At 63.8% G+C, this 22,723-nt stretch carries 23 protein-coding genes, 1 tRNA gene and 1 pseudogene; 12 read left to right on the plus strand and 13 right to left on the minus strand.

Going from position 1 to position 22,723, the window contains the following annotated elements; all coding sequences use genetic code 11:
• Positions 1-91 precede the first annotated feature (91 nt).
• A pseudogene (locus tag MU449_RS07125) lies at positions 92-670 on the plus strand (shikimate kinase); the annotation flags it as partial.
• On the plus strand, positions 671-1,768 hold the full coding sequence (gene aroB / locus MU449_RS07130) for a 3-dehydroquinate synthase (RefSeq protein ID WP_244737338.1): 1,098 nt from the start codon (positions 671-673) through the stop codon (positions 1,766-1,768).
• 57 nt (positions 1,769-1,825) lie between these two features.
• Here the strand turns inward: aroB and MU449_RS07135 are convergent.
• Positions 1,826-1,900 (minus strand) — tRNA-Gln (locus MU449_RS07135).
• Positions 1,901-2,006: 106 nt separating this feature from the next.
• Here MU449_RS07135 and MU449_RS07140 point away from each other — a divergent pair.
• Both MU449_RS07140 and MU449_RS07145 read left to right on the plus strand, forming a co-directional pair.
• Entirely contained in the window at positions 2,007-3,173 is a 1,167-nt protein-coding gene (locus MU449_RS07140) for a BaiN/RdsA family NAD(P)/FAD-dependent oxidoreductase (RefSeq protein ID WP_244737339.1), read from the plus strand.
• Between the two features lie 103 nt (positions 3,174-3,276).
• The gene (locus tag MU449_RS07145; RefSeq protein WP_244737340.1) at positions 3,277-4,071 is read left to right on the plus strand and encodes an NAD-dependent epimerase/dehydratase family protein; all 795 of its coding nucleotides are present in this window, start codon (positions 3,277-3,279) and stop codon (positions 4,069-4,071) included.
• A 40-nt stretch (positions 4,072-4,111) separates the two neighbouring features.
• Here the strand turns inward: MU449_RS07145 and MU449_RS07150 are convergent, their stop codons facing one another.
• The 4 genes from MU449_RS07150 to MU449_RS07165 form a co-directional block, all read right to left on the minus strand.
• Positions 4,112-4,975 carry an amidohydrolase family protein gene (locus MU449_RS07150; protein WP_244737341.1) on the minus strand — a complete coding sequence of 288 codons (864 nt, stop codon included), beginning with the start codon at positions 4,973-4,975 and terminating at the stop codon, positions 4,112-4,114.
• The gene (locus tag MU449_RS07155; RefSeq protein WP_244737343.1) at positions 4,976-6,112 is read right to left on the minus strand and encodes a mandelate racemase/muconate lactonizing enzyme family protein; all 1,137 of its coding nucleotides are present in this window, start codon (positions 6,110-6,112) and stop codon (positions 4,976-4,978) included.
• A gap of 6 nt (positions 6,113-6,118) precedes the next feature.
• Positions 6,119-7,033 carry a 5-dehydro-4-deoxyglucarate dehydratase gene (kdgD, locus tag MU449_RS07160; RefSeq protein WP_244737344.1) on the minus strand — a complete coding sequence of 305 codons (915 nt, stop codon included), beginning with the start codon at positions 7,031-7,033 and terminating at the stop codon, positions 6,119-6,121.
• 77 nt (positions 7,034-7,110) lie between these two features.
• Positions 7,111-7,815, minus strand: coding sequence for a FadR/GntR family transcriptional regulator (locus MU449_RS07165; protein WP_244737345.1), 705 nt, complete (start codon positions 7,813-7,815; stop codon positions 7,111-7,113).
• A gap of 140 nt (positions 7,816-7,955) precedes the next feature.
• On the opposite strand from MU449_RS07165, the gene rpe reads away from it, so the two are divergent.
• From rpe to ruvX, 3 genes are all read left to right on the plus strand, one after another.
• Complete coding sequence (gene rpe, locus MU449_RS07170) at positions 7,956-8,636, plus strand: ribulose-phosphate 3-epimerase (protein ID WP_244737346.1); 681 nt, start codon at positions 7,956-7,958, stop codon at positions 8,634-8,636.
• Between the two features lie 281 nt (positions 8,637-8,917).
• Positions 8,918-10,081: a c-type cytochrome biogenesis protein CcmI gene (gene ccmI / locus MU449_RS07175; RefSeq protein ID WP_244737347.1), complete on the plus strand. Its 1,164-nt coding sequence runs from the start codon at positions 8,918-8,920 to the stop codon at positions 10,079-10,081.
• Entirely contained in the window at positions 10,078-10,539 is a 462-nt protein-coding gene (ruvX, locus tag MU449_RS07180; protein ID WP_244737348.1) for a Holliday junction resolvase RuvX, read from the plus strand. Before ccmI ends, ruvX begins: the two co-directional genes overlap by 4 nt.
• On the opposite strand, the gene dusA is transcribed toward ruvX, so the two are convergent.
• On the minus strand, positions 10,536-11,519 hold the full coding sequence (dusA, locus tag MU449_RS07185; RefSeq protein ID WP_280517640.1) for a tRNA dihydrouridine(20/20a) synthase DusA: 984 nt from the start codon (positions 11,517-11,519) through the stop codon (positions 10,536-10,538). The two genes, ruvX and dusA, sit on opposite strands and share 4 nt — an antisense overlap.
• Before the next feature lie 194 nt (positions 11,520-11,713).
• Between dusA and MU449_RS07190 the strand changes: the two genes are divergently transcribed.
• Genes MU449_RS07190 through MU449_RS07205 form a run of 4 tightly spaced genes read left to right on the plus strand, consistent with a single transcriptional unit; the run spans position 11,714 to position 15,579 of the window.
• Positions 11,714-12,247: a hypothetical protein gene (locus tag MU449_RS07190; RefSeq protein WP_244737349.1), complete on the plus strand. Its 534-nt coding sequence runs from the start codon at positions 11,714-11,716 to the stop codon at positions 12,245-12,247.
• A 16-nt stretch (positions 12,248-12,263) separates the two neighbouring features.
• Positions 12,264-13,223, plus strand: coding sequence for a glycosyltransferase family 2 protein (locus MU449_RS07195; RefSeq protein ID WP_244737350.1), 960 nt, complete (start codon positions 12,264-12,266; stop codon positions 13,221-13,223).
• Positions 13,223-14,407, plus strand: a complete 1,185-nt coding sequence (locus MU449_RS07200; RefSeq protein ID WP_244737351.1) for a glycosyltransferase family 2 protein — start codon at positions 13,223-13,225, stop codon at positions 14,405-14,407. The genes MU449_RS07195 and MU449_RS07200 overlap by 1 nt, the downstream gene beginning before the upstream one ends.
• Entirely contained in the window at positions 14,404-15,579 is a 1,176-nt protein-coding gene (locus MU449_RS07205) for a nucleotide sugar dehydrogenase (RefSeq protein WP_244737352.1), read from the plus strand. The genes MU449_RS07200 and MU449_RS07205 overlap by 4 nt, the downstream gene beginning before the upstream one ends.
• A gap of 34 nt (positions 15,580-15,613) precedes the next feature.
• Here MU449_RS07205 and MU449_RS07210 read toward each other — a convergent pair whose 3' ends face one another.
• From MU449_RS07210 to hisI, 7 genes are all read right to left on the minus strand, one after another.
• Positions 15,614-16,168 carry an HNH endonuclease gene (locus tag MU449_RS07210; RefSeq protein WP_244737353.1) on the minus strand — a complete coding sequence of 185 codons (555 nt, stop codon included), beginning with the start codon at positions 16,166-16,168 and terminating at the stop codon, positions 15,614-15,616.
• A gap of 261 nt (positions 16,169-16,429) precedes the next feature.
• Positions 16,430-17,089, minus strand: coding sequence for an alpha/beta hydrolase (locus MU449_RS07215; protein WP_244737354.1), 660 nt, complete (start codon positions 17,087-17,089; stop codon positions 16,430-16,432).
• A 9-nt stretch (positions 17,090-17,098) separates the two neighbouring features.
• Positions 17,099-17,851: a phytoene/squalene synthase family protein gene (locus tag MU449_RS07220; protein ID WP_244737355.1), complete on the minus strand. Its 753-nt coding sequence runs from the start codon at positions 17,849-17,851 to the stop codon at positions 17,099-17,101.
• Positions 17,848-19,221: a cysteine--tRNA ligase gene (gene cysS / locus MU449_RS07225; RefSeq protein ID WP_244737356.1), complete on the minus strand. Its 1,374-nt coding sequence runs from the start codon at positions 19,219-19,221 to the stop codon at positions 17,848-17,850. Before cysS ends, MU449_RS07220 begins: the two co-directional genes overlap by 4 nt.
• A gap of 102 nt (positions 19,222-19,323) precedes the next feature.
• Positions 19,324-19,920 carry an outer membrane protein gene (locus MU449_RS07230; protein WP_244737357.1) on the minus strand — a complete coding sequence of 199 codons (597 nt, stop codon included), beginning with the start codon at positions 19,918-19,920 and terminating at the stop codon, positions 19,324-19,326.
• Positions 19,921-20,038: 118 nt separating this feature from the next.
• Positions 20,039-21,847, minus strand: a complete 1,809-nt coding sequence (locus MU449_RS07235) for an ABC-F family ATP-binding cassette domain-containing protein (protein ID WP_244737358.1) — start codon at positions 21,845-21,847, stop codon at positions 20,039-20,041.
• Between the two features lies 1 nt (position 21,848).
• A complete protein-coding gene (gene hisI, locus MU449_RS07240) occupies positions 21,849-22,208 on the minus strand; it encodes a phosphoribosyl-AMP cyclohydrolase (protein WP_244737359.1) in 360 nt (119 codons plus the stop codon).
• Positions 22,209-22,264: 56 nt separating this feature from the next.
• On the opposite strand from hisI, the gene MU449_RS07245 reads away from it, so the two are divergent.
• Positions 22,265-22,675 carry an iron-sulfur cluster assembly scaffold protein gene (locus tag MU449_RS07245; protein ID WP_244737360.1) on the plus strand — a complete coding sequence of 137 codons (411 nt, stop codon included), beginning with the start codon at positions 22,265-22,267 and terminating at the stop codon, positions 22,673-22,675.
• Positions 22,676-22,723: the final 48 nt, after the last annotated feature.

Below are 22,723 nucleotides of genomic sequence, written 5' to 3' on the forward strand. Positions count from 1 at the left end.
CCGCTTCGGCATCATTGCAATTATAATATGGCATTTTTCTTCGCTTCACGCCATTACCCCATAACGTCGCGGGGGGCCAGACGGCAGCCCGCGCCCCGGTCCGACACAAGATGGTGAGGAGAGCGCGCGCGTGAGCCGGCTGAAGAAATCGGTGGTCCTGATCGGGATGATGGGGGCGGGAAAATCGGCCGTGGGCGCGGCCTTGGCCCGTCATCTGTCCGTTCCTTTCGTCGATACCGACGACGAGATCGAGCGGGCGGCCGACCGCACCATTTCCGAGATTTTCGCCCATCACGGCGAGGCGTTCTTTCGCGCGCGCGAGGCCGAGGTGCTGGCCCGCCTTCTGCGCGGCGCGCCTTCCGTCATGTCCACCGGCGGCGGGGCCTTTCTGGCCGAACACAACCGCGACATCATCACCCGGGAAGGGGTGTCGGTCTGGTTGCGGGCGGATCTTGAGACGTTGTGGCAACGGGTGCGGCACAAGAACACACGGCCCTTGCTGCGCACCGAAAACCCGCGTGCCGTGTTGGCCGACCTGCTGAAGACACGCAGCCCGATCTATGCCGAGGCCAACCTTATCGTCGACAGCCGCGCCGGTCTGTCGATCGACGCGATGGCCCGCCACGTTCGCACCGCCCTGGCGGCGCGCCCCGATGTTCTGGAGGATTAGATGGATACCGTTCATGTCGCCCTTGGCGATCGCAGCTATGACGTTCTTGTGGGGCAGGGCCTGATCGCCCGCGCGGCGGATCACATCGCCCCGCTTCTGCGCCGTCCGCGCGTCGTGATCGTCACGGATGCCAATGTGGCGGACACGCAATTGCCCGGTCTGGTCCATGGCCTTACCGCGGGGGGGATCGCTGTCGAAACGCTGACCCTTCCTGCAGGAGAGGGCACGAAGAACTGGCATCATCTGGGGCAGACCGTCGAATGGATGCTGGACCAGCGGGTGGAACGGCGGGACGTCGTGATCGCGCTTGGCGGTGGGGTGATCGGCGATCTGGTGGGCTTTGCCGCCGCGATTCTGCGCCGTGGCGTGCGGTTCGTTCATATCCCGACCTCGCTTCTGGCGATGGTGGACAGCTCGGTGGGGGGGAAAACCGGGATCAACACGCCGCAGGGCAAGAACCTGGTCGGGGCGTTTCATCAACCTGCCTTGGTGTTGGCCGATATCGACGCCCTGACCACCTTGCCCGCACGCCAGTTCCGCGCAGGCTATGGCGAGGTCGTCAAATACGGCCTGCTGGGCGATGCCGCCTTTTTCGAATGGCTGGAAGCGCATGGGCCGGACATGGCGGCGGGCGATACCACGTCCCTGCTGCACGCGGTCCGTCGCTGCGTCACGATGAAGGCGGAGATCGTCGCCCGGGACGAAACCGAGGAGGGCGAGCGTGCCCTGCTGAACCTCGGCCATACATTCTGTCACGCGCTGGAAAAGGCGACGGGGTATTCGGATCGCCTGCTGCATGGCGAAGGCGTGGCGATCGGCTGCCTTCTTGCGCTGGACCTGAGCCGCAAGATGGGTCTTTGCCCACAAGAGGCATCGTCGCGTCTGGCGATGCACCTGAACGCCATGGGAATGAAAACGTCCCTCGCTGAGATTCCCGGGGATCTTCCCGATGCGGCCGACCTTCTGGCGTTGATGGGGCAGGACAAGAAGGTGGTGGACGGGCGGCTGCGCTTCATCCTGAACCACGATATCGGACGGGCGTTCATCGCTGACGATGTTCCGGCCAACCTCGTCATCGACGTGCTGCAGGGGCGATAAGCCCCTTCATCCCACAAGGATCATGGGGGCGGGGCCGAATGCACATCTCAGGAAACTTGGCTGGGGCGGCAGGATTCGAACCTGCGAATGGCGGTACCAAAAACCGCTGCCTTACCACTTGGCGACGCCCCAACTTGCGTGAAGCGGCTTTTAGCGAGGATGCAAAACTGCCGCAAGAGGGAAACGCGAAAAAAACGCGCATTGTCCGCATCATTTTGAAAAGATAAGGAATACACCCATGAAAAAGGTTGATGTTGCCATTCTGGGTGCCGGCGCTGCGGGCATGTTCTGTGCGATCGAGGCGGCGCGCCGCGGTCGCCGGGTTCTTGTGATCGATCACGCCAAGGCGGCGGGGGAAAAGATCCGTATCTCGGGCGGGGGGCGGTGCAATTTCACCAATACCGGCGTTGCCGTGGACCGGTTTCTGTCCCGCAATCCGCGTTTTGCCCTGTCGGCGTTGAAACGTTTCACCGCGTGGGACTTCATCGCACGGGTCGATGAGGCGGGAATTGCTTGGCACGAGAAGTCCTTGGGCCAGTTGTTCTGCGACGGCCCATCCACACAGATCGTGGACATGCTTTTGCGGCAGATGAACGATGCGGGGGTGGAACTATGGCTCAACACCTCGATCGAGAGTGTGGGGCAGGGCTACCGCATCGCCACCGCGCGCGGGGTGGTCGAGGCTGACAGCGTCGTCGTGGCGACCGGGGGCAAGTCCATCCCGAAGATGGGCGCCACGGGATTCGGGTATCAGATTGCCGCGCAATTCGGCCTGTCCGTGACCGAAACACGGCCCGCACTGGTGCCCATGACGTTTGCCGAACAGGAATTGTCGTCGATCAAACCCTTGTCGGGCCTTGCCGTCGATGCGGTGGCCACCACCGGGGCGCGGTTCGAAGAGCCGGTGTTGTTCACACATCGTGGCCTGTCCGGACCGGCCATTCTCCAGGCCAGCAGCTATTGGCGCGAGGGCGAGACGCTGACCTTGGACCTTGCGCCCGCGCGCGACATCACCGCCCACCTGCGCGCCTTGCGGCAAACCGAACCTCGGATCGCGCTTCGCACGGCCTTGAACCGCATCATGCCGGAAAAGCTCGCACGGTTTCTGGAAAGCCGATGCGGAGAGGTTCCGGCCATCGGGGCGCTGTCCAACGGCGCGATCGACCGGATTGAGAGTGTCATTCACGCTCTGGTGCTGAAGCCGGTCGGAACCGAAGGTTATCGCACCGCCGAGGTCACCTTGGGCGGCGTGGACACCGATGCATTGGACGCGCGGACAATGCAGGCAAAGAACGTCGAAGGCCTTTATTTCATTGGCGAAGTCGTCGATGTGACGGGGTGGCTTGGCGGCTACAATTTCCAGTGGGCGTGGTCTTCCGGTTGGGCTGCGGGACAATACTGCTAATCATAGTTATGTGATTTAAATCTATCGCCACATAGGTATGACAACCTAGACGATCTGCCTGATGACTGTATGATATTCCCCGCAAGACAACATGGGAGATGTCATGGAACGCCTACTCATCACCGGCGCCGCTGGCGGACTTGGCCGCGTTCTTCGGGAAAAGCTGCGTCCCTTCGCCCGCAAGATCCGCCTGTCGGATATTGCCGATCTGGGCGCCGCCGCCGAAAACGAGGAACTGGTGTCCTGCGATCTGGGCGATGAGGCCGCCGTCATGGATCTGGTGGCGGGATGCGACGGCATCCTTCACCTGGGCGGCATCTCGGTGGAACAAAGCTTTGAGAAGATCCTGAACGGCAACCTGCGCGGCGTCTACAATCTTTATGAAGCTGCCCGCGCGCATGGGCACCCCCGGATCATCTTCGCCAGCTCCAACCATACGATCGGCTTCTACCCCCAGACCACCCGGCTGACCGCCGATATGCCCATGAAGCCCGACGGCCTCTATGGCGTGTCCAAATGCTTCGGCGAGGCCATGGCCAGCATGTATCATTCGAAATTCGGCCAGGAGACGGCGATCGTCCGCATCGGATCCTGCTTTGAGCAGCCGCTGAACCACCGCATGTTGTCCACATGGATGTCGCATGACGATTTCGTTGACCTGATCCAGCGCTGCTTCACCGCGCCGAAGCTGGGATGCCCGATAATCTGGGGCGTGTCGGACAACGATTGCACATGGTGGGACAATTCGTCCGCGCGGTATCTTGGCTGGCGTCCGCAAAGCAATTCCGAGGTGTTTCGCGCGGCTTTGGACGCGAAGGAAGCGGCCCCGCCGGTCGATCACCCGAACGCGGCCTATCAGGGCGGGATGTTCACCCAGGATCCGATCCACAAGGACTGACCGGATATGGCGGAGCCTTGTCACAGGCTCCGCCATGCCATCAGAACGCGCCGAACCCGAACAACCGCTCAGGCGTGGCGACCAGCGCTTGCTGTCGTGCCGCGTCCGACGGCAGCCAGGACAGCACGGTGTCGGTCAGTGCGCGATCATCGGGATATTCTTCCGTCGTCTTGGCCAGATTATGCGGCCAGTTCGTGCCCCACAGAATCCGCTCCGGCGCGTGCAATGCGATCTCCCGCGCCACGGCGGCCACATCGGCGTAATCCGGCCCGCCCGAGCGGCTGGATTCATACACGCCTGCAAATTTGAACCAGCAGTTCCCGCCATCGATCAGACGTTTCACGGCATCGATCTGCGCCCGCCCTGCCCCCGAGAAGAATTTCCCGTGATGGTCCAGGATCCAGCGGCTTTGCAGTGTTGCCAGACGCGCCTCATGATCGAGGATATTGCTGCCGTCGAACTGCACCGCCGTCACCCAACCGGCCGACCTGGCGCGCGCATCCACGCCTTCCAACGCGGACAATCCTACCGCCCCGCCCGGCAAATCCATGACGCGCGCGCCGACCACACCGGCCCGGCTCAGCCGCTCGATCTCCGCGTCCGGGGTATCGGGGCGGATCACGCAAACACCCCGGGCGATGTCGCCCATCTCCTCCAGACAGGCGACGAGGTTGGAGTTGTCGGCCTGATGCGCGTTGCCTTGCGTGATCACCACGCGGTCGATGCCGATCCATTTCATGAAGCGCCGGTACTGGTCGGCATCGGGCAGCGCGCCCGGTGGAATCGGCGGCCCGCCGGGTTGGGCATCGTATCCCGGCAAATACATGTGCATCTGCGTGTCGATGGTGCCGCGCGGCAGAATCGTGTCCGGCGGCGTGCCGGTCAGGGTACGGATCATGTCCATTCAAATCTCCTTCGGGGCGAATTCGCGCAGCGCGGCGCGGTCGATCTCGATGCCAAGACCCGGTCCCGCAGGAATGGCGACCGTGCCGTTCACATGGTCGATCGGGGTCGTGACGATGGCCTGTCGGAACGGATTGTGCGTCCGGTCGAATTCCAGGATCGGTTCGACGGGGGACGTGCGGACGGGCGACGGGACCATCGCCGCCATGAACTGCAGCGCGGCCGCGATCTGCACCGCCGTGCCCCAGACATGCGGCACCACGCGAACCCCATGCAGCGCGGCCAGATCGGCGATCCGTCGCGCCTCGGTGAACCCGCCGCATCCGGCAAGGTCGGGCTGGATGATGTCCACCGCCCGCGTCTCGATTGGTTCGCGATGGCCCCAGCGGGTGTGCCACGTCTCCCCCCCGGCGACCGGAATGGGCTGGCGGGCGCGCACCTCGCGATAGGCGGCCAGGTGTTCGGGCGTGACCGGCTCTTCGAACCAGTCGATATCATGATCGGCGGCGGCCTGACCGACGCGAACCGCCTCGATCACATCATATCCATGATTGGCGTCGATCATCAGACGCATGTCGGGGCCGATCGCGTCGCGCACGGCGGCGATGACGCGCAGATCCTCCGCCGCACCGAACCCGATCTTGACCTTGCAGGCATGAAATCCGGCGGCGCGGTGCCCGGCCATTTCCTCGGCATTGTCGGCCACGCGGTCAACGCCATCACGTTTGAAACTGCCGGTGGCATAGGCGCGCACATGATCGCGGAACCGCCCACCCAGAAGGGTTGCGATGGGAACGCCGAAATGCTTGCCCTTGATGTCCCACAGCGCCATGTCGATGCCCGACAACGCGGTGATCGTCAGCCCCCTCTGCCCCTGGTCGCGCAGGGCGTTGTAAAGCGTCGCCCAGATTTTCTCCGTCTGAAGCGGGTCCTGCCCGATCAGCCATTGGGCATAGGTCGCGACGACGGCCGCATTGGCGCGGGCGGGGCCGAGGCATTCGCCCCAGCCCACCGTTCCGTCATCGCACTCAACCTCCACCAGCACATGGGTGCGCCGGTCGAACCGCATGGAGGCGCTTTCGAACGCGACCTCCAGACGGTGATCCAGAAGGTGCGTCCGAACGCGTGTGACCTTCATGGAGGATCAGGCCGCTTTCTTGCGGCGATGAGGCTCGATCAGGGCGTCCAGCATCCGTTCTTCTTCGGGATTCAGGTCGGTGATCGGCGGGCGGACCTTGCCCGCGTTGAACCCTTGCAGACGCACGCCGGCCTTGATCGCGGACACGGCATAGCCCTTCTGGCGGTTGCGGATGGCCATGAACGGATAGAAGAACTCGTTCAGGATACGCTCGCACGTGGCTCGATCGTTCGCCCGCAGCGCCGTGTAGAATTCGACAGCCAGCCCCGGCACGAAGTTGAACACGGCCGAGGAATAGGTCGTGAACCCCGCCCCCAGATAGGCCTCGGCGAACAGTTCCGCCGTCGGCATACCGCCCAGATAGGTCAGCCGGTCGCCCATCTTGGCCGTGATCTGGCGCACAAGGCCGATATCGCCGGTGCCGTCCTTGAAACCGATCAGGTTCGGACATTCGTCGCACAGGCGTGCCAGCGTGTCGGCGGTCAGCACGGCATTGTCGCGGTTATAGACCATGACGCCCATATCGGTCGCCTGACACACCGCCTTCACATGGCGATACAGCCCCTCTTGCGGCGCGTCGATCAGGTAATGCGGCAACAGCAGAATGCCCTTCGCCCCCACCTTTTCGACCGACCGCGCGATCTCGACCGCGATTTCCGTGCCGTATCCGCAGCCCGACACGATGGTCGTGTCGCCCGCCGCCTCGATCGCCGCGCGAACGATGGTCGGAATTTCGGCCGGCGTCAGCGAGAAGAATTCCCCCGTGCCCCCGGCCGCGAACAGAACCGGCGCGTCATAGCCGGCCAGCCATTCGACATGGCTTTGATAGCTGTCCGCCGCGAATGCGCCCTCGCCATCGAAATGCGTGACCGGAAAGGACAGAAGTCCCGAGCCGAGTGCGGTCTTGAGTGCCTGAGCCATGGAATCCCCCTGATTGGCAGCGCGTCAGGGCCATGATTACGCATGTTACCATACAGGCGTCAATACTTGTATGATGACTATCCGCGCAGCAGGGCGCGATAGCGTGATTGGGAGCCGCGCAGATGAACCCGCATCGCCTGACGGGCCGCCTCCTCGTCACCGGACAGGATGGCGGTGACGATCCGGTCATGCTCATCCTGGATCTGCGAAAGATAGGCGGTCGGCGCCGCCTCCGCCCGCTCGATTGCATGGCGCGGAATCACCTTCGATCCGACCAGCGCCAGAAACTCGGTAAAGCGCGGGTTGTTCGTCGCCTCGGCAATGGCCAGATGCAGGTCGTAATCGACGCTGGTCGTCGGCTGGCCCGACGCTATGGCGGCCCCCACGGCACGGAACGCGTCGAGTATCCGCTCCTCCTGCAGAGCGGATCGGCGCGTCGCGGCCAGTCCTGCCGCCTCCACCTCCACGGCGGTGCGAAGTTCCAGCATCTCGATCACCGACGACAGGCGCACATAGTCGATGTTCTGAAACGGCGCCGGCTCCACCGGGGCCGCCTCCAGCACGAAGACCCCGGCCCCCTGCCGCGCCTCCACCAGACGATCCGCGCGCAGCGCCGCAACCGCTTCGCGCACCACGGTTCGGCTGACGCCATGCACCTCGGTCAGGCGCGCCTCGGACGGCAGGCGGTCTCCGGGCTTCAGATGCCCCTTAGCGATTTCGGCACGCAGGGCCTGGCTGACACGTTCGACAAGATTGCCGGTGCGGGCGGTGGTGCGGGTCATGAGACGTCCTTCGGCTGGTGCGCCATCATACAAGCTTTGCAGCGATATGCCATGGGATGCGGACCGATGCCGGGGCGAAGACCGGTTTTCAAACCCCCGCCCCCCGGATATAGGATGCCTGTCCCAGCATGAGGCCCGCCATGACCTTTGATCGCAGCCTGAAGATCGCCCCCTCCATCCTGTCCGCCGATTTTGCCGCCTTCGGGGCCGAATGTCGCGCGGTCGAGGCGCAGGGCGCGGACTGGATCCATGTCGACGTGATGGATGGGCATTTCGTGCCGAACCTGACCTTCGGGCCCCAGACCTGCGCCGCGTTGCGACCGCATATCAAGGGGGTCATGGACGTGCATCTGATGATCGCACCGGTCGATCCCTATATCGACGCCTTCGCGGCAGCGGGCGCCGACATCATCACCGCCCATGTCGAGGCGGGTCCCCACATTCACCGCACCCTGCAGGCGATCCGCGCCGCCGGATGCAAGGCGGGGCTGGCGCTGAACCCCGGAACCGGGATCGACGCGGTCGAGTATCTCTTGGATTCCGTGGACCTTGTCTGCGTGATGACCGTGAACCCGGGGTTCGGCGGGCAGAAGTTCATCCATTCGCAAATCGACAAGGTCGCAGCCCTGCGCCGCATGATCGGCGACCGTCCCATCCATATCGAGATCGATGGCGGCATCACGCCGGAAACGGCCCCGCTGATGCGCAGGGCCGGGGCCGATGTTCTTGTGGCGGGATCGGCTGTCTTCAAAGGGGGCTCGGTGGAGAACGCCGGCGTTTACGGGAACAACATCCGCGCCATCCGGGCTGCGGCAGGCTGACCTAGTTCCCCTGCGAGGTCACGGGCGGATCCGTCTGATCGGTGGGTGTGTTTCCGGTCAGAAGAACCGTGCCGATGATCACGACCAGCCCGACAAGGATGACCGTGAAGACGATCTTCATCGGACCGCGCCGCGCATGTTTTGAACTGTGTTCTTCCTGAGGCATCTGATGGGGGTCCTTTCAAGACGTGATCACCGAACGCGCAGGATCAGGCCCGGTTCCTTCGGGGTTTCCCTTGGCCGGTGCTGCGCGTAAAGCTTGCGCGGGAAAGTGGGTGAAGATGCAGATGATGGTGTTCTGGGCCGCGGCGGGCGGCATGACGGCCCTTGGGGCGGCCGCGCTGGCGCGGGCCGTGCTGCGGCGCCCAAGGCCGCACACCGCCCCCGATCTGGACGTCTATCGCCAGCAACTGGCGGAATTGGACCGCGATGTCGCCCGCGCCGCCGTATCTGCTGAGGATGCGGACCGTCTGCGCGTGGAAATCTCGCGCCGCATGTTGGAGGCCGATCGCGCCGCCCGTCCGTCTTCGACCGCCCTCGGCCGGGGTTGGGGCATCGCCGGGGTGGCGGCCCTGACGGCGCTGGCCCTTCCGCTTTATCTTCATCTTGGCGCGCCGGGATACCCGGACCTGGGGCTGGCCGACCGGGTGGAGCGGATCGAGGCCTCGCGCGCCGACCGCCCCTCGCAGGCGGAGGCGGAACGCACGGCCCCGCCCGCCGACCGCCCCGTCGATCCGCCCTATGCAGGCCTTGTCCAGCAGTTGCGGGACGCGGTCGCGGCGCGGCCTGACGATATCGCGGGTCTGCGGCTTCTGGTTCGGAACGAGGCGGCGCTTGGAAACTATGCCGCGGCGGCGACGGCCCAGCGTCATCTGATCTCGCTTGGCTCCGATACCGATGGCGATCAGCTTGGGACCTTGGGGGAACTGATGGTGCGCGCGGCGGGGGGCTATGTCTCGCCCGAGGCCGAAAGCGTCCTGCGGCAGGGTCTGAGCCGCAATCCCGATCAGCCGACGGCGCTCTACCTCATGGGGATGACGATGGCGCAGGGCGGTCGGCCCGATCTGGCCTACCGCTATCTGAACCACGCCTTGCGGGTCGCGCCGGACGCCGCGTGGCGGACGGATGTGCTGGCCATCATGCCCGACATCGCCATGCGCGCCGGTGTCGCCTGGACGCCGCCCGAAGCCGCGCCCACCGACATCGCCGCCCTGCCCCCGGAAGATCAGGCCCGCGCCGTGCAGGGCATGGTCGACGGCCTTGCCGCGCGTCTGAACTCCGACGGCGGAGATGCCGAGGAATGGATGCGCCTCATGCGCGCCTATGCTGTGCTGGGACGGCCGGATGCGGCGCGCGACGCGTGGCAGCGGGGTCGGGCCGCGATGACGACGGATGACGACCGCGCGGCCCTGGACGCCGCCCTTGCCGAACTGGGGTTGGAATGACGATTGAAACCTTTTTCAACGCCCTGCCCCCGCATGGCGCGATCGCGGGTCTGGATTTCGGCGACAAGACCATCGGCGTCGCGGTCTCCGACCTGTTCCGCAACGTGGCGACCCCGCTTCAGACGATCCGCCGCACCAAATTCACCGTGGATGCCGAGGCGCTGCTGGCCATCGTGCGGCAACGGCAGCTGGTCGGGCTGATCCTCGGCCTGCCGCTGAACATGGACGGGAGCGAGGGGCCGCGGGTGCAAAAGACCCGCGCCTTTGCCCGCAATCTGTCGCGGTTGACCGATCTGCCCATCGGCTTCTGGGACGAACGTCTGTCAACCGTCGCTGCCGAGCGGGCGCTTCTGGAGGCCGACACCTCCCGCCGCCGCCGGGCCGAGGTGATCGACCACGTGGCCGCCGGATACATTCTTCAGGGCGCGCTGGACCGGATGGCCTATCTGGCGCGCTAGGGTTCGACGGCGGCCAGGGCGGCGTCCATGACATCCCACCCGGCATCGTCGCGCGTGGCGTGTTCGGACAAGATACGCCGCCACAGCCGCGCGCCCGGGCGGTTGGTGTAAAGACCCAGCATGTGGCGGGTGATCTGATGAAGACGCCCCCCCTCACGCAGATGATCCTCGATATAGGGCCGCATGCGCGCCACCACCTCGGCGGGTGCGACGGTCGCGGCCCCGCCCCAGAGCGTATCCGCCCCGGCCAGCACCGACATGGGATCGTGATAGGCGGCCCGCCCGATCATGACGCCGTCCACTCCCCGGTCAATAAGGCGGCGCGCGTCATCAAGGGTCTGCACCCCACCATTCAGGGCGATGGACAGGTCGGGAAACTCGGCCTTCATGTGAAACACCAAGGGATAGTCCAGCGGCGGAATTTCGCGATTTTCCTTTGGCGACAACCCCTTGAGCCAAGCTTTTCGCGCATGGATCGTGACTTGCCGGATGCCGGTATCGGACACCATCTGCAGAAAATGGGGCAACACCTCCTCCGGTGTCTGATCATCGACACCGATGCGGCATTTCACCGAAACCGGCACGCGTGCCGCCTCGCGCATGGCGATAAGGCAATCGGATACGCGTGCCGGATACTTCATCAGCACGGCCCCGAAACAGCCCGACTGCACCCGATCCGACGGGCATCCGACGTTCAGGTTGATTTCGTCATATCCGTAATCATTGGCGATCCGCACCGCCCTTGCCAACACCTCCGGCTCCGAACCGCCGATCTGCAGCGCCACCGGGTGTTCGGCGGGATGAAATCCCAACAGGCGGTCGCGTGGACCATGAATGATCGCCTGATCCACGACCATTTCGGTGAACAGCCGCGCATGGCGCGTGATCTGCCGGTGGAAAAACCGACAGTGGCGGTCGGTCCAGTTTATCATCGGCGCGACGGCGATCTTCGCCACCGTGCCCGCAGGAGGGACCGACATCGAGAAAGGCTCCACTTTTCGTTCAGGCCCGCAAGGGCTTTGATCTTTCATACCCGGCTGTGCAAGACTTTGCCATTCCGGCAATCCCGCCGGACAAAATGGCCGAACAGCGCTTGCCTTCACCAAGGGTGACCGATACGCCTTCCCCGGGGAAGGCCGCTGCCCCCTGATACAGTTCAAGATAAGGGTTTACCATGGTCGACAACGTCAATCTGGGCCGGGATTCTCACTTCAACCACGTGATTGATGTCGCCAAGACGACGACAGGCCGTGGCAAGGTTGCCGATCAGCAGCGTGTCGCGCCGGGGATCCATCTGTCGGTGGATATGGACGCCAAGGTTTCGGGCTCGTTCGAAAGCGGCGCCGGGCGGCTGATCTCGGTCAATTACACCTCCGAAACCGCCCCGAAATGGGTCGCGCTTCACATCAATCTGGGTGAGGTGAGCCTGGAGGACAAAGCGGTTCTGGGGATCGTCGTCCGGTCCACGGCGAAAGAGGCGGTGGCCATGCGGGTGTGCCTGCGGTCGGGCACCCAGAACTTCGTGGACGAATTCTTCACCAAGCACATCGTGGCCTTCAGCGAACCCAGCACGCATCTGGACATCCTGAAACTGGACGACCTTCCCGCCCACCACCCGCGCGGCAAGGTCGAACGTGACCTGATCGTCTTCTTCCCGCCGACCGACAGCGCCTTCACCATTTCCGATATCCGCCTGTTCATCGCGTGATCGGAAGGGACAGGACATGATTGCGTTATCCGTCATCATTCCGGTCTGGAATGACCGGTCCGGCCTGAAACGGCTGGTGGACCAGATCATCGAGTATGGCATCGCGGCGGAGATCATCATCTGCGACGACGCCTCGGACGAGGATCACTCCCCCGCCGCCCTCGGGCTGGAGGATCTGGACCATCCCCAGATCATCTATATGCGCAGCGACCGTCAGCAGGGCGCTGGCGCGATGCGCAATTACGGCCTTCAGGCCGCGTCCTGCGATCACGTCCTGTATTTCGATTCCGACGATCTTTTGGCCCCGGGCATCAAGGATATCCTGACCGAGATCGAGGATCGCCACTTCGATTTCTGCATCTTCCGGCATCATGACAGCCGCGTTCATTCCCACCGCGGCACCTTCGCCAGCGAAGAACGCCTGTGGGACGCCGCGCGCGCCACGGATCAGGTCCGTCGGCTGAACATGACGGATGCGGCGCATCTGGCCCAGCTCTCGGCCTATCCCTGGAACAAGATCTATCGCCGGGATTTCCTGACATCCGAGAATATCCGCTGCACCGAAATTCCCGTGCATAACGACATCGAACTGCACTGGACCAGCTTTATCGCCGCCACCACCATCCTGTGCACAAAGACGATCGGGGCGGAGCATTTCGTCGTTGAAGGCGGCACCCGCCTGACCAACCGCCGCAGCGCCGAACGTCTTCGCATCTTCGAGGCGCTGACGGAAACCGCCGAGCGGCTGAAGCGCACCGAAGGCAGCGCCGTCTATGTCGAGCCGTTCATCCATTTCTGCTGCCGCATCATCGGCTGGGCCTGGAACAACATCGATGAGGAACATCATTCGGACCTGCATACGCAAAGCCGCGAGTTCTTCCGCAGCAACTTCACGCGGCCCGAAATCGTGCTGACCGCCTATCGCAATCCGGCGGCGATCGGCCAAATCAACCGGATCATCTCGGGCAGGTCGTGATGCAGATATCGTTCATCGTAACCACCTTCAACATCGACCCCTACATCCGCCAATGTCTGGACAGCCTGAAGGCGTGCACGCGCCCCGGCGACCAGATCGTCATCATCGACGACAATTCCACGGACCGGACCCCGTCGATCATCGACGCGTTCATTCAGGAAAATCAGGGCATGGGGGTCGAGTTCACGGCCGCGCATCTTGGGGTCAACACCATCGGCGGTGTGGGCATTCCGGCCAATATCGGCATGGACATGTCCACCCGCGACGTGATCTTCTTCGTGGACGGCGACGATTTTCTGGAGGTGGAGAATTTCCACCGCGCCCGCCGCATCTATGAAAGAAGCGGCGCCGACATCGCCTTTTGCAACTATCTCGAACATGACGAGAAGAACAACGCCAAGAAGAACCCGGCCGATGCCGGCAAGTGGTCGGATATCAATCCCCTGTGGTCGCTGGACGAGGCGCGGACCAAGGCGCTTGACCTGATCGCCGTTCCCTGGCGCAAGTTTTATCGCGCGTCCTTCTTGCGCGAACACCGGATCCGTTTCCCCGAAGGCAATTACTTCTTCGAGGACAATCCGTTTCACTGGCGCGTCTGCCGTCTGGCGAAAAGCATCACCTTCATCAACCAGATCGTCTGCCACCACCGGGTGAACCGGCCGGGGCAAACCATGACCTCCACCGGGGACGAGCTGAGCGCGTTCTTCACGCATTTCGAGACGATCTTTACCGAAATCGCGCCGGAAAACACCGAACAGCGGGTGCTGTCGGCCCGATGGCTGGTCAACAACATGACCTGGCATCTCGACCGTCTGCAACCGGGCGCGGTCTGGGCGTATATCGAGCGTGCCGCGCGGGTTCTGCCGACCATTCCCGCAGATATCTGGAACGGTCCCCTTGCCGAAAGCTTTGTCGGGAAAACCATCTGGCCCATCGTTCACCGCCTGCGCGAGGGGCATACATGGGACGTGTATGAATTGCTGACCGCCCGCAAACGGCATTCGCAACTGGAGGGGTTGCTGAAATCCGTTTCCGCAGAGCTCAAGCACATCCGGTCGGACGTGAAAAGCGCCGCTGGAAATGCCAAGAAGTCGCGTGAATTGTTGCAGGCGCAGCAGTATATCGACGAATTCACGGCATTGATGGATTTCGAGGCGAACCAGTATCCGGGTGGACGGTCATGACGGCCTACAAGATTGCAGTGGCGGGCATCGGATATGTCGGCCTGTCAAATGCCGTGCTGCTTGCCCAGCACAATCCGGTGGTGGCGGTCGATCTGGACGCCGATCGGGTCGCGAAGCTGAACGCGCGAACCTCTCCCATCGTCGATGCCGATATCGAGGCCTATCTGAAGACGAAGACGCTTGATCTGACCGCGACGACGGATGGCGCCAGCGCCTATGCCGACGCCGATTTCGTCATCGTCGCCACGCCGACGAATTACGATCCGGTGACAAATTTCTTCGACACATCGTCGGTGGAAAAGGTCATATCGGACGTGATGGCCGTCAACACCTCCGCCACGATCGTCATCAAGTCCACCATTCCCGTGGGCTTCACCAAGGATGTCCGGGCCCGCCTGAACTGTTCCCAGATCATCTTCAGCCCGGAATTTCTGCGCGAAGGCCGCGCCTTGCACGACAATCTTCATCCGTCACGCATTATCGTGGGGGAACAGTCGGACCGCGCGAGGACCTTCGCCGAGCTCTTGGTTCAGGGCGCGGTCTCCAAAGATGCGCCGGTCCTGTTCGTGGATTCGTCCGAGGCGGAGGCCATCAAGCTTTTCGCCAACACCTATCTTGCCATGCGGGTCGCCTTCTTCAACGAGTTGGACAGCTATGCCATGAGCAATGGGCTGCAGGCGCGTCAGATCATCCAAGGCATCGGCCTCGATCCACGCATCGGCGATCATTACAACAATCCGTCCTTCGGATATGGCGGATATTGCCTTCCCAAGGATTCCAAGCAGCTCCTCGCCAACTATTCCGATATTCCCCAGCGTCTGATGAAGGCCACGGTGGAGGCGAACAGCATCCGCAAGGATTTCATCGCCGATCAGATTGCCGCTCTGGCCCCCCGGACTGTGGGCGTCTATCGGCTTGCGATGAAGGCGGGCTCGGACAATTTCCGTCAAAGCTCCATTCAAGGGGTGATGCGGCGACTTGCGGACAAGGGCATCACGGTCGTCGTGTATGAGCCGATGCTGGCCGACGCCACGTTCATCGGCATGGCGGTGGAACATGACCTGAATGCCTTCAAGGCGCGCTGCGACGTGATCGTTGCAAATCGACGCTCCGAGGATCTGGATGACGTGGCGGACAAGGTTTTCACCCGCGATATCTTCGGCAGTGACTGAAACCCACGGACCCTGAAGGCCTGTGCCCTTGGGGTCACCCCTCCAGCTCGCTGCCCCAATACAGAAAGTCCATCCACGTCTTGTGAAGCTCGGTCTTGGCCGAGGGCAAGCGGCGTGCGGCCGCGTCCAACTGGCGGGGTGTCGGCTCGAACGGTTGGCGCAGCAGTTTCATTCCCGCTTCGCGGGGCGTTCGATTCGCCTTTCGCAAATTGTCCGGCCCGCAGGCGGTGACGATATTGTCCCATCGCGAATGCCCCGACCGGCTTTTGGGAAGGACATGATCGAACGTCAGATCCCCCGCGGCAAAGCGTTCGCCGCAATACTGGCAGGTGAATTCGTCCCGCAAAAAAACGTGGTAGCGGGTGAACGACACCTTCTTGCGTTTGCGATAGCGTTTCAGTGCGACGACCGCCGGCACTTCGAACGCGTCCCGCGACGAATGGATCAGCACATCGTCATAGGTTTTCAACTGGACCACGCGGTCCTGCAGAACCGCGACCAAGGCCTGCTGCCACGACCACACCGACAAGGGCGCCCAACTGAGCGGTTGCATATCGGCGTTCAGCACAAGGGTGCGAAGATTTCCCACCGGAACATTCATGGTTGTCCAACCCCCATGATATGAAAAAAGCGCGTGGAACCCACGCGCTTGCTTGTCAGAAATGCTGCATCGAATGCGGTCCCGGCCCGCAGGCTGGCCCGTATCGAATGTATGCTTGGATCGAACATCATACCTCACCCCCGCCGCCGGACATTGCGCCGCCACGATCACTATATATGGCGTCGGTGATCGCGCAACACCCTTGACCATGTGCAAGCCATGGCACGACCGCGTGACAGGAGTGTGACGTCAGCCGATCCGGTCCTTCAGGAAGGCCAACGCCACCGACAGCCCATCCGGCGCGATGCCATGCCCGGTTCCCTTCATGACATGGCCGAAAGTCTCCATACCCGCAGCGACAAGGGCGTTTCCGGCCAGGCCCATCTCGTCGAACGGGACCATCTCATCCTGATCGCCGTGCACCAGAAGAACGGGCGGACGCACAACCACCTCCGACATCAGGCGTTCGGGGTTCAATAATCGGCCTGAGAAGGCCACAACCCCGGCCATGGCCTCGGTCCGGCGCGGGGCGATTTGTAACGCCATCATCGACCCTTGGGAAAATCCGACCAGCACCAACCGATCGGCCGACACACCTTCAGCCGTCAGGCAACGATCGACGAAGGCGTTCAACCCATTCTCGGCCCGCGCAAAGCCGTCGGTCATTTCGTCCGGGGTCGATCCATCCAGACGCGGAATGGGAAACCACTGAAAGCCGAAGGGGTTGTTCCGGCACGGCTCGGGCGCGTTCGGGGCCACGAACACGGTGTCCGGTAGGTGGTCTGCCAATGGGTCCGCCAAACCCAGAAGGTCCGCCCCGTTCGCGCCATATCCGTGCAGGAACATAACCATGCTGCGGGCGGCCCCGGACTTTGCGGCCCGCCGTTCGAATTTCAGTTCACCGTCCATGTCGTCTCCTTACGTTCGGCCCAGCATCGCGCGCCACAGCAGCCCGCCCCGTTTGCGGGCGTCAGACACCCCAAGACGCCCTTCGGCAACCCGCGAAGGATCGCGCAAGGCCTGTCGAAGGATCGCGGGTGCCTGCCAGGCGGGCCACAAGGCCGGCGCGACCGATCGCGGCACCCTGCCCCCGTCCGCCCACTGCCGCAACCCTTCTTGCGCAAGATCGCGGATATCGCCTTCGGGCAGCGGATGCCGCCCCCGCGCCGTCAGTTCCGGAACGGCGCAAAGCAGGCTGGCCAGCCCCCCCGCCCACGCCGTGCGGCGAACGTGACCTTCGACCTGCGGCGCAGCGCCCAAGGCCTTTGCCGCCAACCACATGAGATGCCCCGCCGTATGATCCAGATAGGTATCGAACGCGGCACGATCCCGGAACGGATCGCGATAGATGTCCCACCGGCGCGCCTCCGCCATTTCGGCCAGCAGTGTCACCGGCAGGTTCTGCGATGCGACAAGCTCGGCCAATGGTGTCGCCACCTCATGCGCGCGGGGGGGAGTGGTTCCCATGTCCTGCGCAATGTCCTGCCACCACTGCAAGCGCATTTCGGCAATCATCGGCTCCGCACTGACCCATGGGGCGCGCGCCAGTTCCAGGTTGAAGGCATAGAGCGGCAAGAGACGCGCACGCGCCTGAACCGGTGCGGCCAAAACGGTGGCGAAGCGATCGGGATCGCCCTTGGCCACAAGGGCCGCGCAGGCGTCCAAGCTCACCGCAGGGCCTTCAGGCGTTCCAGGTCGAACGCGGGCGTCAGCGTCCACTCCACCCCCTGCGCGGTATCCTTGACCTCCACCCCCGCCGCGACGAACCCGTCGCGCAGCGCATCCGCCCGCGCAAAGTCGCGGGCCGCGCGGGCCGCGCTGCGGGCGGTCAGAAGGTCGGCCACCAGATCGGACACTTCGGCGGAAGGCCCTTCGACCGTCGCCCACGCCCCCATATCGGCCCCCAGCAGACCCAGAAGCGCCGCCGACCCCGCCAGCCCCGCACGATCACCCGAGGAGGCCAGCTTGTGCATCTCGGCAATCGCGCCTGCCGTGTTCAGGTTGTCGGCCAAGGCCGCCACGACCGCCGGCGCAGGCATCCCCGCTTCCACGCCCGCCACAAGGCCGCGCCATTTGCGCAAGGTGCCTTCGGCCTGCGCCGCCTTCGCCGCCGTCCAGTCCATCGGACGGCTGTAATGGGTCTGAAGCATCACCAGTCGGATCACCTCACCCGGCACGCCCTGATCCAACAGATCCCGAACGGTGAAGAAATTCCCCAGCGACTTCGACATCTTCCGGCCTTCGACCTGAAGCATTTCATTGTGGATCCAGACGCGCGCGAAATCGGCTTCGGGATGCGCGCAGCAGCTTTGCGCGATCTCGTTCTCATGGTGCGGAAATTGCAGGTCGATCCCGCCGCCATGAATGTCGAATGCCGGGCCCAGAAGGTCATGCGCCATGGCCGAACATTCGATGTGCCAACCGGGCCGCCCACGGCCCCACGGGCTGTCCCAACCCGGAACGCTCTCGTCCGAGGGTTTCCACAGCACGAAATCCATCGGATCGCGCTTGAACGGCGCCACTTCCACCCGCGCGCCCGCGATCATGTCATCGACCGATCGCCCCGACAAACGCCCATAATCGGCATAGCTGCGCACGTCGAACAGGACGTGCCCCTCCGCAGCGTAGGCGTGGCCACGGTCGATCAGCACCCCGATCATGGCGATCATTTGGGCGATGTAATCGGTGGCGCGGGGTTCATGGCTGGGCCGCAGCGCGCCAAGCGCGTCCATATCGGCGTGATACCAGCCAATCGTCTCATCCGTGATGTTGCGGATGGGGCGGCCCGTCGCTGCGGCGCGATCGTTGATCTTGTCATCCACATCCGTGAAATTGCGGACATAGGTGACGTGATCCACCCCATACGCATGGCGCAGCAGCCGAAACAGCGTGTCGAACACGATGACCGGACGTGCGTTGCCCAGATGGGCGCGGTCATAGACGGTGGGGCCACAGACATACATCCGCACCCGCTTCGGATCGATGGGCACGAAGGCCTCCTCGGTCCGGGTTTTCGCGTTGAACAGGGTGATGGGTGTCATGGCGGCCTCCGTTCCGCACGGGTTATCAAAGCGCGGACGGCTTGGAAATGCAAAAGGGCGCGGAGTTTCCTCCGCGCCCTTTCGTGTTCGGATCCTGTCGGATCAGAACTTGTAGGAAGCTTTCAGCGCAACCGTGGTCGGGTTGTAGTTCACGCCCGAGCCGTCCAGATCGTCGAACGAGTAGGTCGAGACTTCACCGCCCAGGATCCAGTTCGGCGTCACGGCGTAATCGACGCCCAGACCGACGACATACCCGGTGTCGTTGAACGATTCGTTGCCCACGTCGATGTCCGCACGTGCGACACCGGCCGAAGCGTAGACCAGCGTGTTGCCCAGGTCGTAGCCGATCTGACCGCGCAGCGAGCCCAGCTCGTTGCCTTTGATCAGGCCGTTGCTGCCTTCGAAGTCGGTGGCGTTGTATTCACCGACCACGCCCAGAACGGTCGAGCCGAGGTCCCAACGGTAGCCTGCGTGCACACCACCCAGAGCGCCGTCGCCGTCGGCTTGGCCGCCGTCACCGTAGCCCAGTTGCACACCGACATAGCCACCTTCCCAAGCGCCGGTCACCGGAGCGACGACGACCGGGGCTGGAGCAGCCACGACGGGCTCCGGAGCCACGACAACCGGGCCACCAGCGAATGCGGCGGGGGCTGCAACGACGGCTGCGGTGCCAAGGGCGAGTACTGCAAAACGTTTCATAACTTGTATCTCCATTCGTTCCATCCAAGCGACTCTGCCGCTGGGATTGGGGGAGAAATTGTACGTTCGTTCGGAAAACGCCACCCCCCACTGTTCACGAAAATGTCACGGAACCGGATCACGGGGACGCCTTGTCCTCCAGCGTCATCCATTCCTCCTCTGCCTCGCTCAAGCTGGTCTGTCGCTGGCTCAGCATCTCGGTCGCCTTGCGGAACTTCAAAGGTTCAGAGGTGAAAAGGTCGGGGGTCGCCAGCAACTCGCCCAGCTTACCGATCTCCGCTTCAAGCCGTGAAATAACGATTGGAAGCTCCTCCAGGCGCTTGCGCTCGGTGAAAGACAGCGCCGGACCGGGGGGGGAAGCCTTGCGGTGGGATGTCCGGGTCGGGGAGGCAAGGGGGGCGGTTTCCAACGCCGCCGCCTCGGGCTTCTGCGCCTGGAAATCGCTCCACCCACCGGGGTAAATCATCGCGGTTCCATCACGATCCATCGCCACCGTGGCGGTCGCCACCCGGTCGATAAAGTCCCTATCGTGGCTTACAAGCAACACCGTCCCGTCATACTCCCCCAGTATATCCTGAAGCAGGTCCAGCGTTTCGACATCCAGATCGTTCGTCGGTTCGTCCAGAACCAGCACATTCGATTCGCGTGCCATGATCCGCGCGAGCAGAAGGCGCGCCTTTTCCCCACCCGACAGCGATCGGACCGGCGCCCGCATCTGTCCTTCGTCGAACAGAAAATCCTTCAGATACCCGACGACATGCTTGGGCGTGCCGCGCACCATGACCTGATCCGCCCGCCCCGAGACACCCAAAAGCGGGTCACCGGTCAGGTTTTCCCAAAGGCTGGCATTGCCGTCCAACTGCGCCCGCGTTTGATCGAACACCGCCACCGACAGGTTCGACCCCAGGGTCACCGATCCGGTATCGGGCGCCAGTTCCCCCGTCAGCATCTTCAGAAGCGTGGTTTTCCCCGCGCCGTTCGGGCCGACGAACGCCACCCGATCGCCACGCTGGATGCGGATGTCGAACGGCCGCAGGACGGTCCGGTCGCCGAACGCCTTGGCGATGCCCTTGGCCTCGATCACCCGCTTGCCCGAGATCGGGCCCGAGTCCAGTTCCAGCGCCGCCGTTCCCTGCCGACGAATCTGCCCCGCCCGTTCATCCCGCATCGCGGCCAGCGCGCGCAGGCGGCCTTGGTTGCGCTTGCGGCGGGCCGAGATGCCTTCGACCGCCCACCGCGCCTCGGCCTTGATCTTGCGATCCAGCTTGTGGCGGGCCTCGTCCTCCTCGGCCCAAGTGGCCTCGCGCCACTCCTCGAACCCATCGAACCCCTGTTCGCGCCGCCGAACCATGCCGCGGTCGATCCACAGCGTCGCCTTGGTCAGCGCCTTCAGGAACGCGCGGTCGTGGCTGATCAGGACATAGCCCGCGCGGGTGTTGCGCAGACGGTCCTCCAGCCACTGGATCGCCTCGATATCAAGGTGGTTGGTCGGCTCGTCCAGAAGCATCAGCTCCGGCTCGGCCGCCAGAAGCCGGGCCAGGGCCGCCCGCCGGCGCTCTCCGCCCGAGGCGGAGGCGACGGGCGTTTCGGGGTCGAACTTCAGCCCCTCCGCCACCATCGCAACCTTGTATTCCTCGCCCGCCTCCAGCGCCGAGGCCGCGAAATCGCCCAATGTCTCAAAGGCCGACAGGTCGGGATCCTGCTCCATGTAGCCGGTGGTCACACCGGGGGCCAACGTTCGCTCGCCCCGATCCGCCTCCACCAAACCCGCCATCACCTTCATCAGCGTTGACTTGCCCGAACCGTTCCGGCCCACAAGCGCCACCCGGTCGTTCGGCTGCACCACCAGCGACAACCCGTCGAACACCGGATCGCCGCCGAAGGTCAGCGAAATATCGTTCAATTGCAAAAGCGGTGTGCGCGCCATCTCAGACCTCCGGTGTCATCAGTTCGGTTTCCACCCCGTCATGCAGCGCGGTGTAAAAGCAGGTGCGCCGCCCGGTGTGGCAGGCCGGTCCCGTCTGATCGACCAGCGCCAGAAGACAGTCGCGGTCGCAATCGATGCGCAGATCCACCAGGCGCTGCACATGCCCCGACGTCTCGCCCTTGGCCCAGAACGCCTGCCGCGATCGGGACCAGTAGGTCATCCGCCCGCTTTCCAGCGTGCGGGCCACGGCGTCGGCATTCATCCACGCCATCATCAGCACGTCCCGCGTCTGATGGTCCTGCGCGATGACCGGGATCAGGCCGTTCGCGTCATAGGTGAGGGTGAGGGGATCGAAGGTCATGCTTTTCCTCGGGTGGGGTCGTGCCTATCTACGGGGAAGCCGAGGAAAAGAAAACGATGCCGGATCTTTATTCCACCGAACTTCTGGCCCTGGCCAGCGCCCTGCCCCCACCGATCGCGCTGCGGGAGGCGACGGGACAGGGATCGTGCCGATCCCCCACCTGCGGATCGCGGGTGGAAACGACCGTGGTGATGCGGGACGACCGTCTTGTCGCGCTGTCGCAGGATGTTCGCGCCTGCCTTCTGGGCCAGGCTTCGGCCGCGAAGGTGGCGCAGATGGCGGTGGGACTGGACAGGGGAGCGGTGCTGGCCCTTCGGGATGCCGTCGCCGCGATGCTGGCGGGATCGCCGGCCCCGGCGGGATTTGACGCGCTTGCCCCGGCGCGGGCGGTTCCGGCGCGTCACGCCTCGGTATTGCTGCCGTTCGAGGCCTTGCTGGCCGCGATGGAAAAAAGCCGCCACCCCTGAAGGGCGGCGGCAGGTGGCGCGTCAGGCAGACCGCGCGGGCAACTCAGA

The sequence above is a fragment of the Falsirhodobacter halotolerans genome (genome assembly GCF_022899245.1).
Lineage (GTDB): Bacteria > Pseudomonadota > Alphaproteobacteria > Rhodobacterales > Rhodobacteraceae > Falsirhodobacter > Falsirhodobacter halotolerans.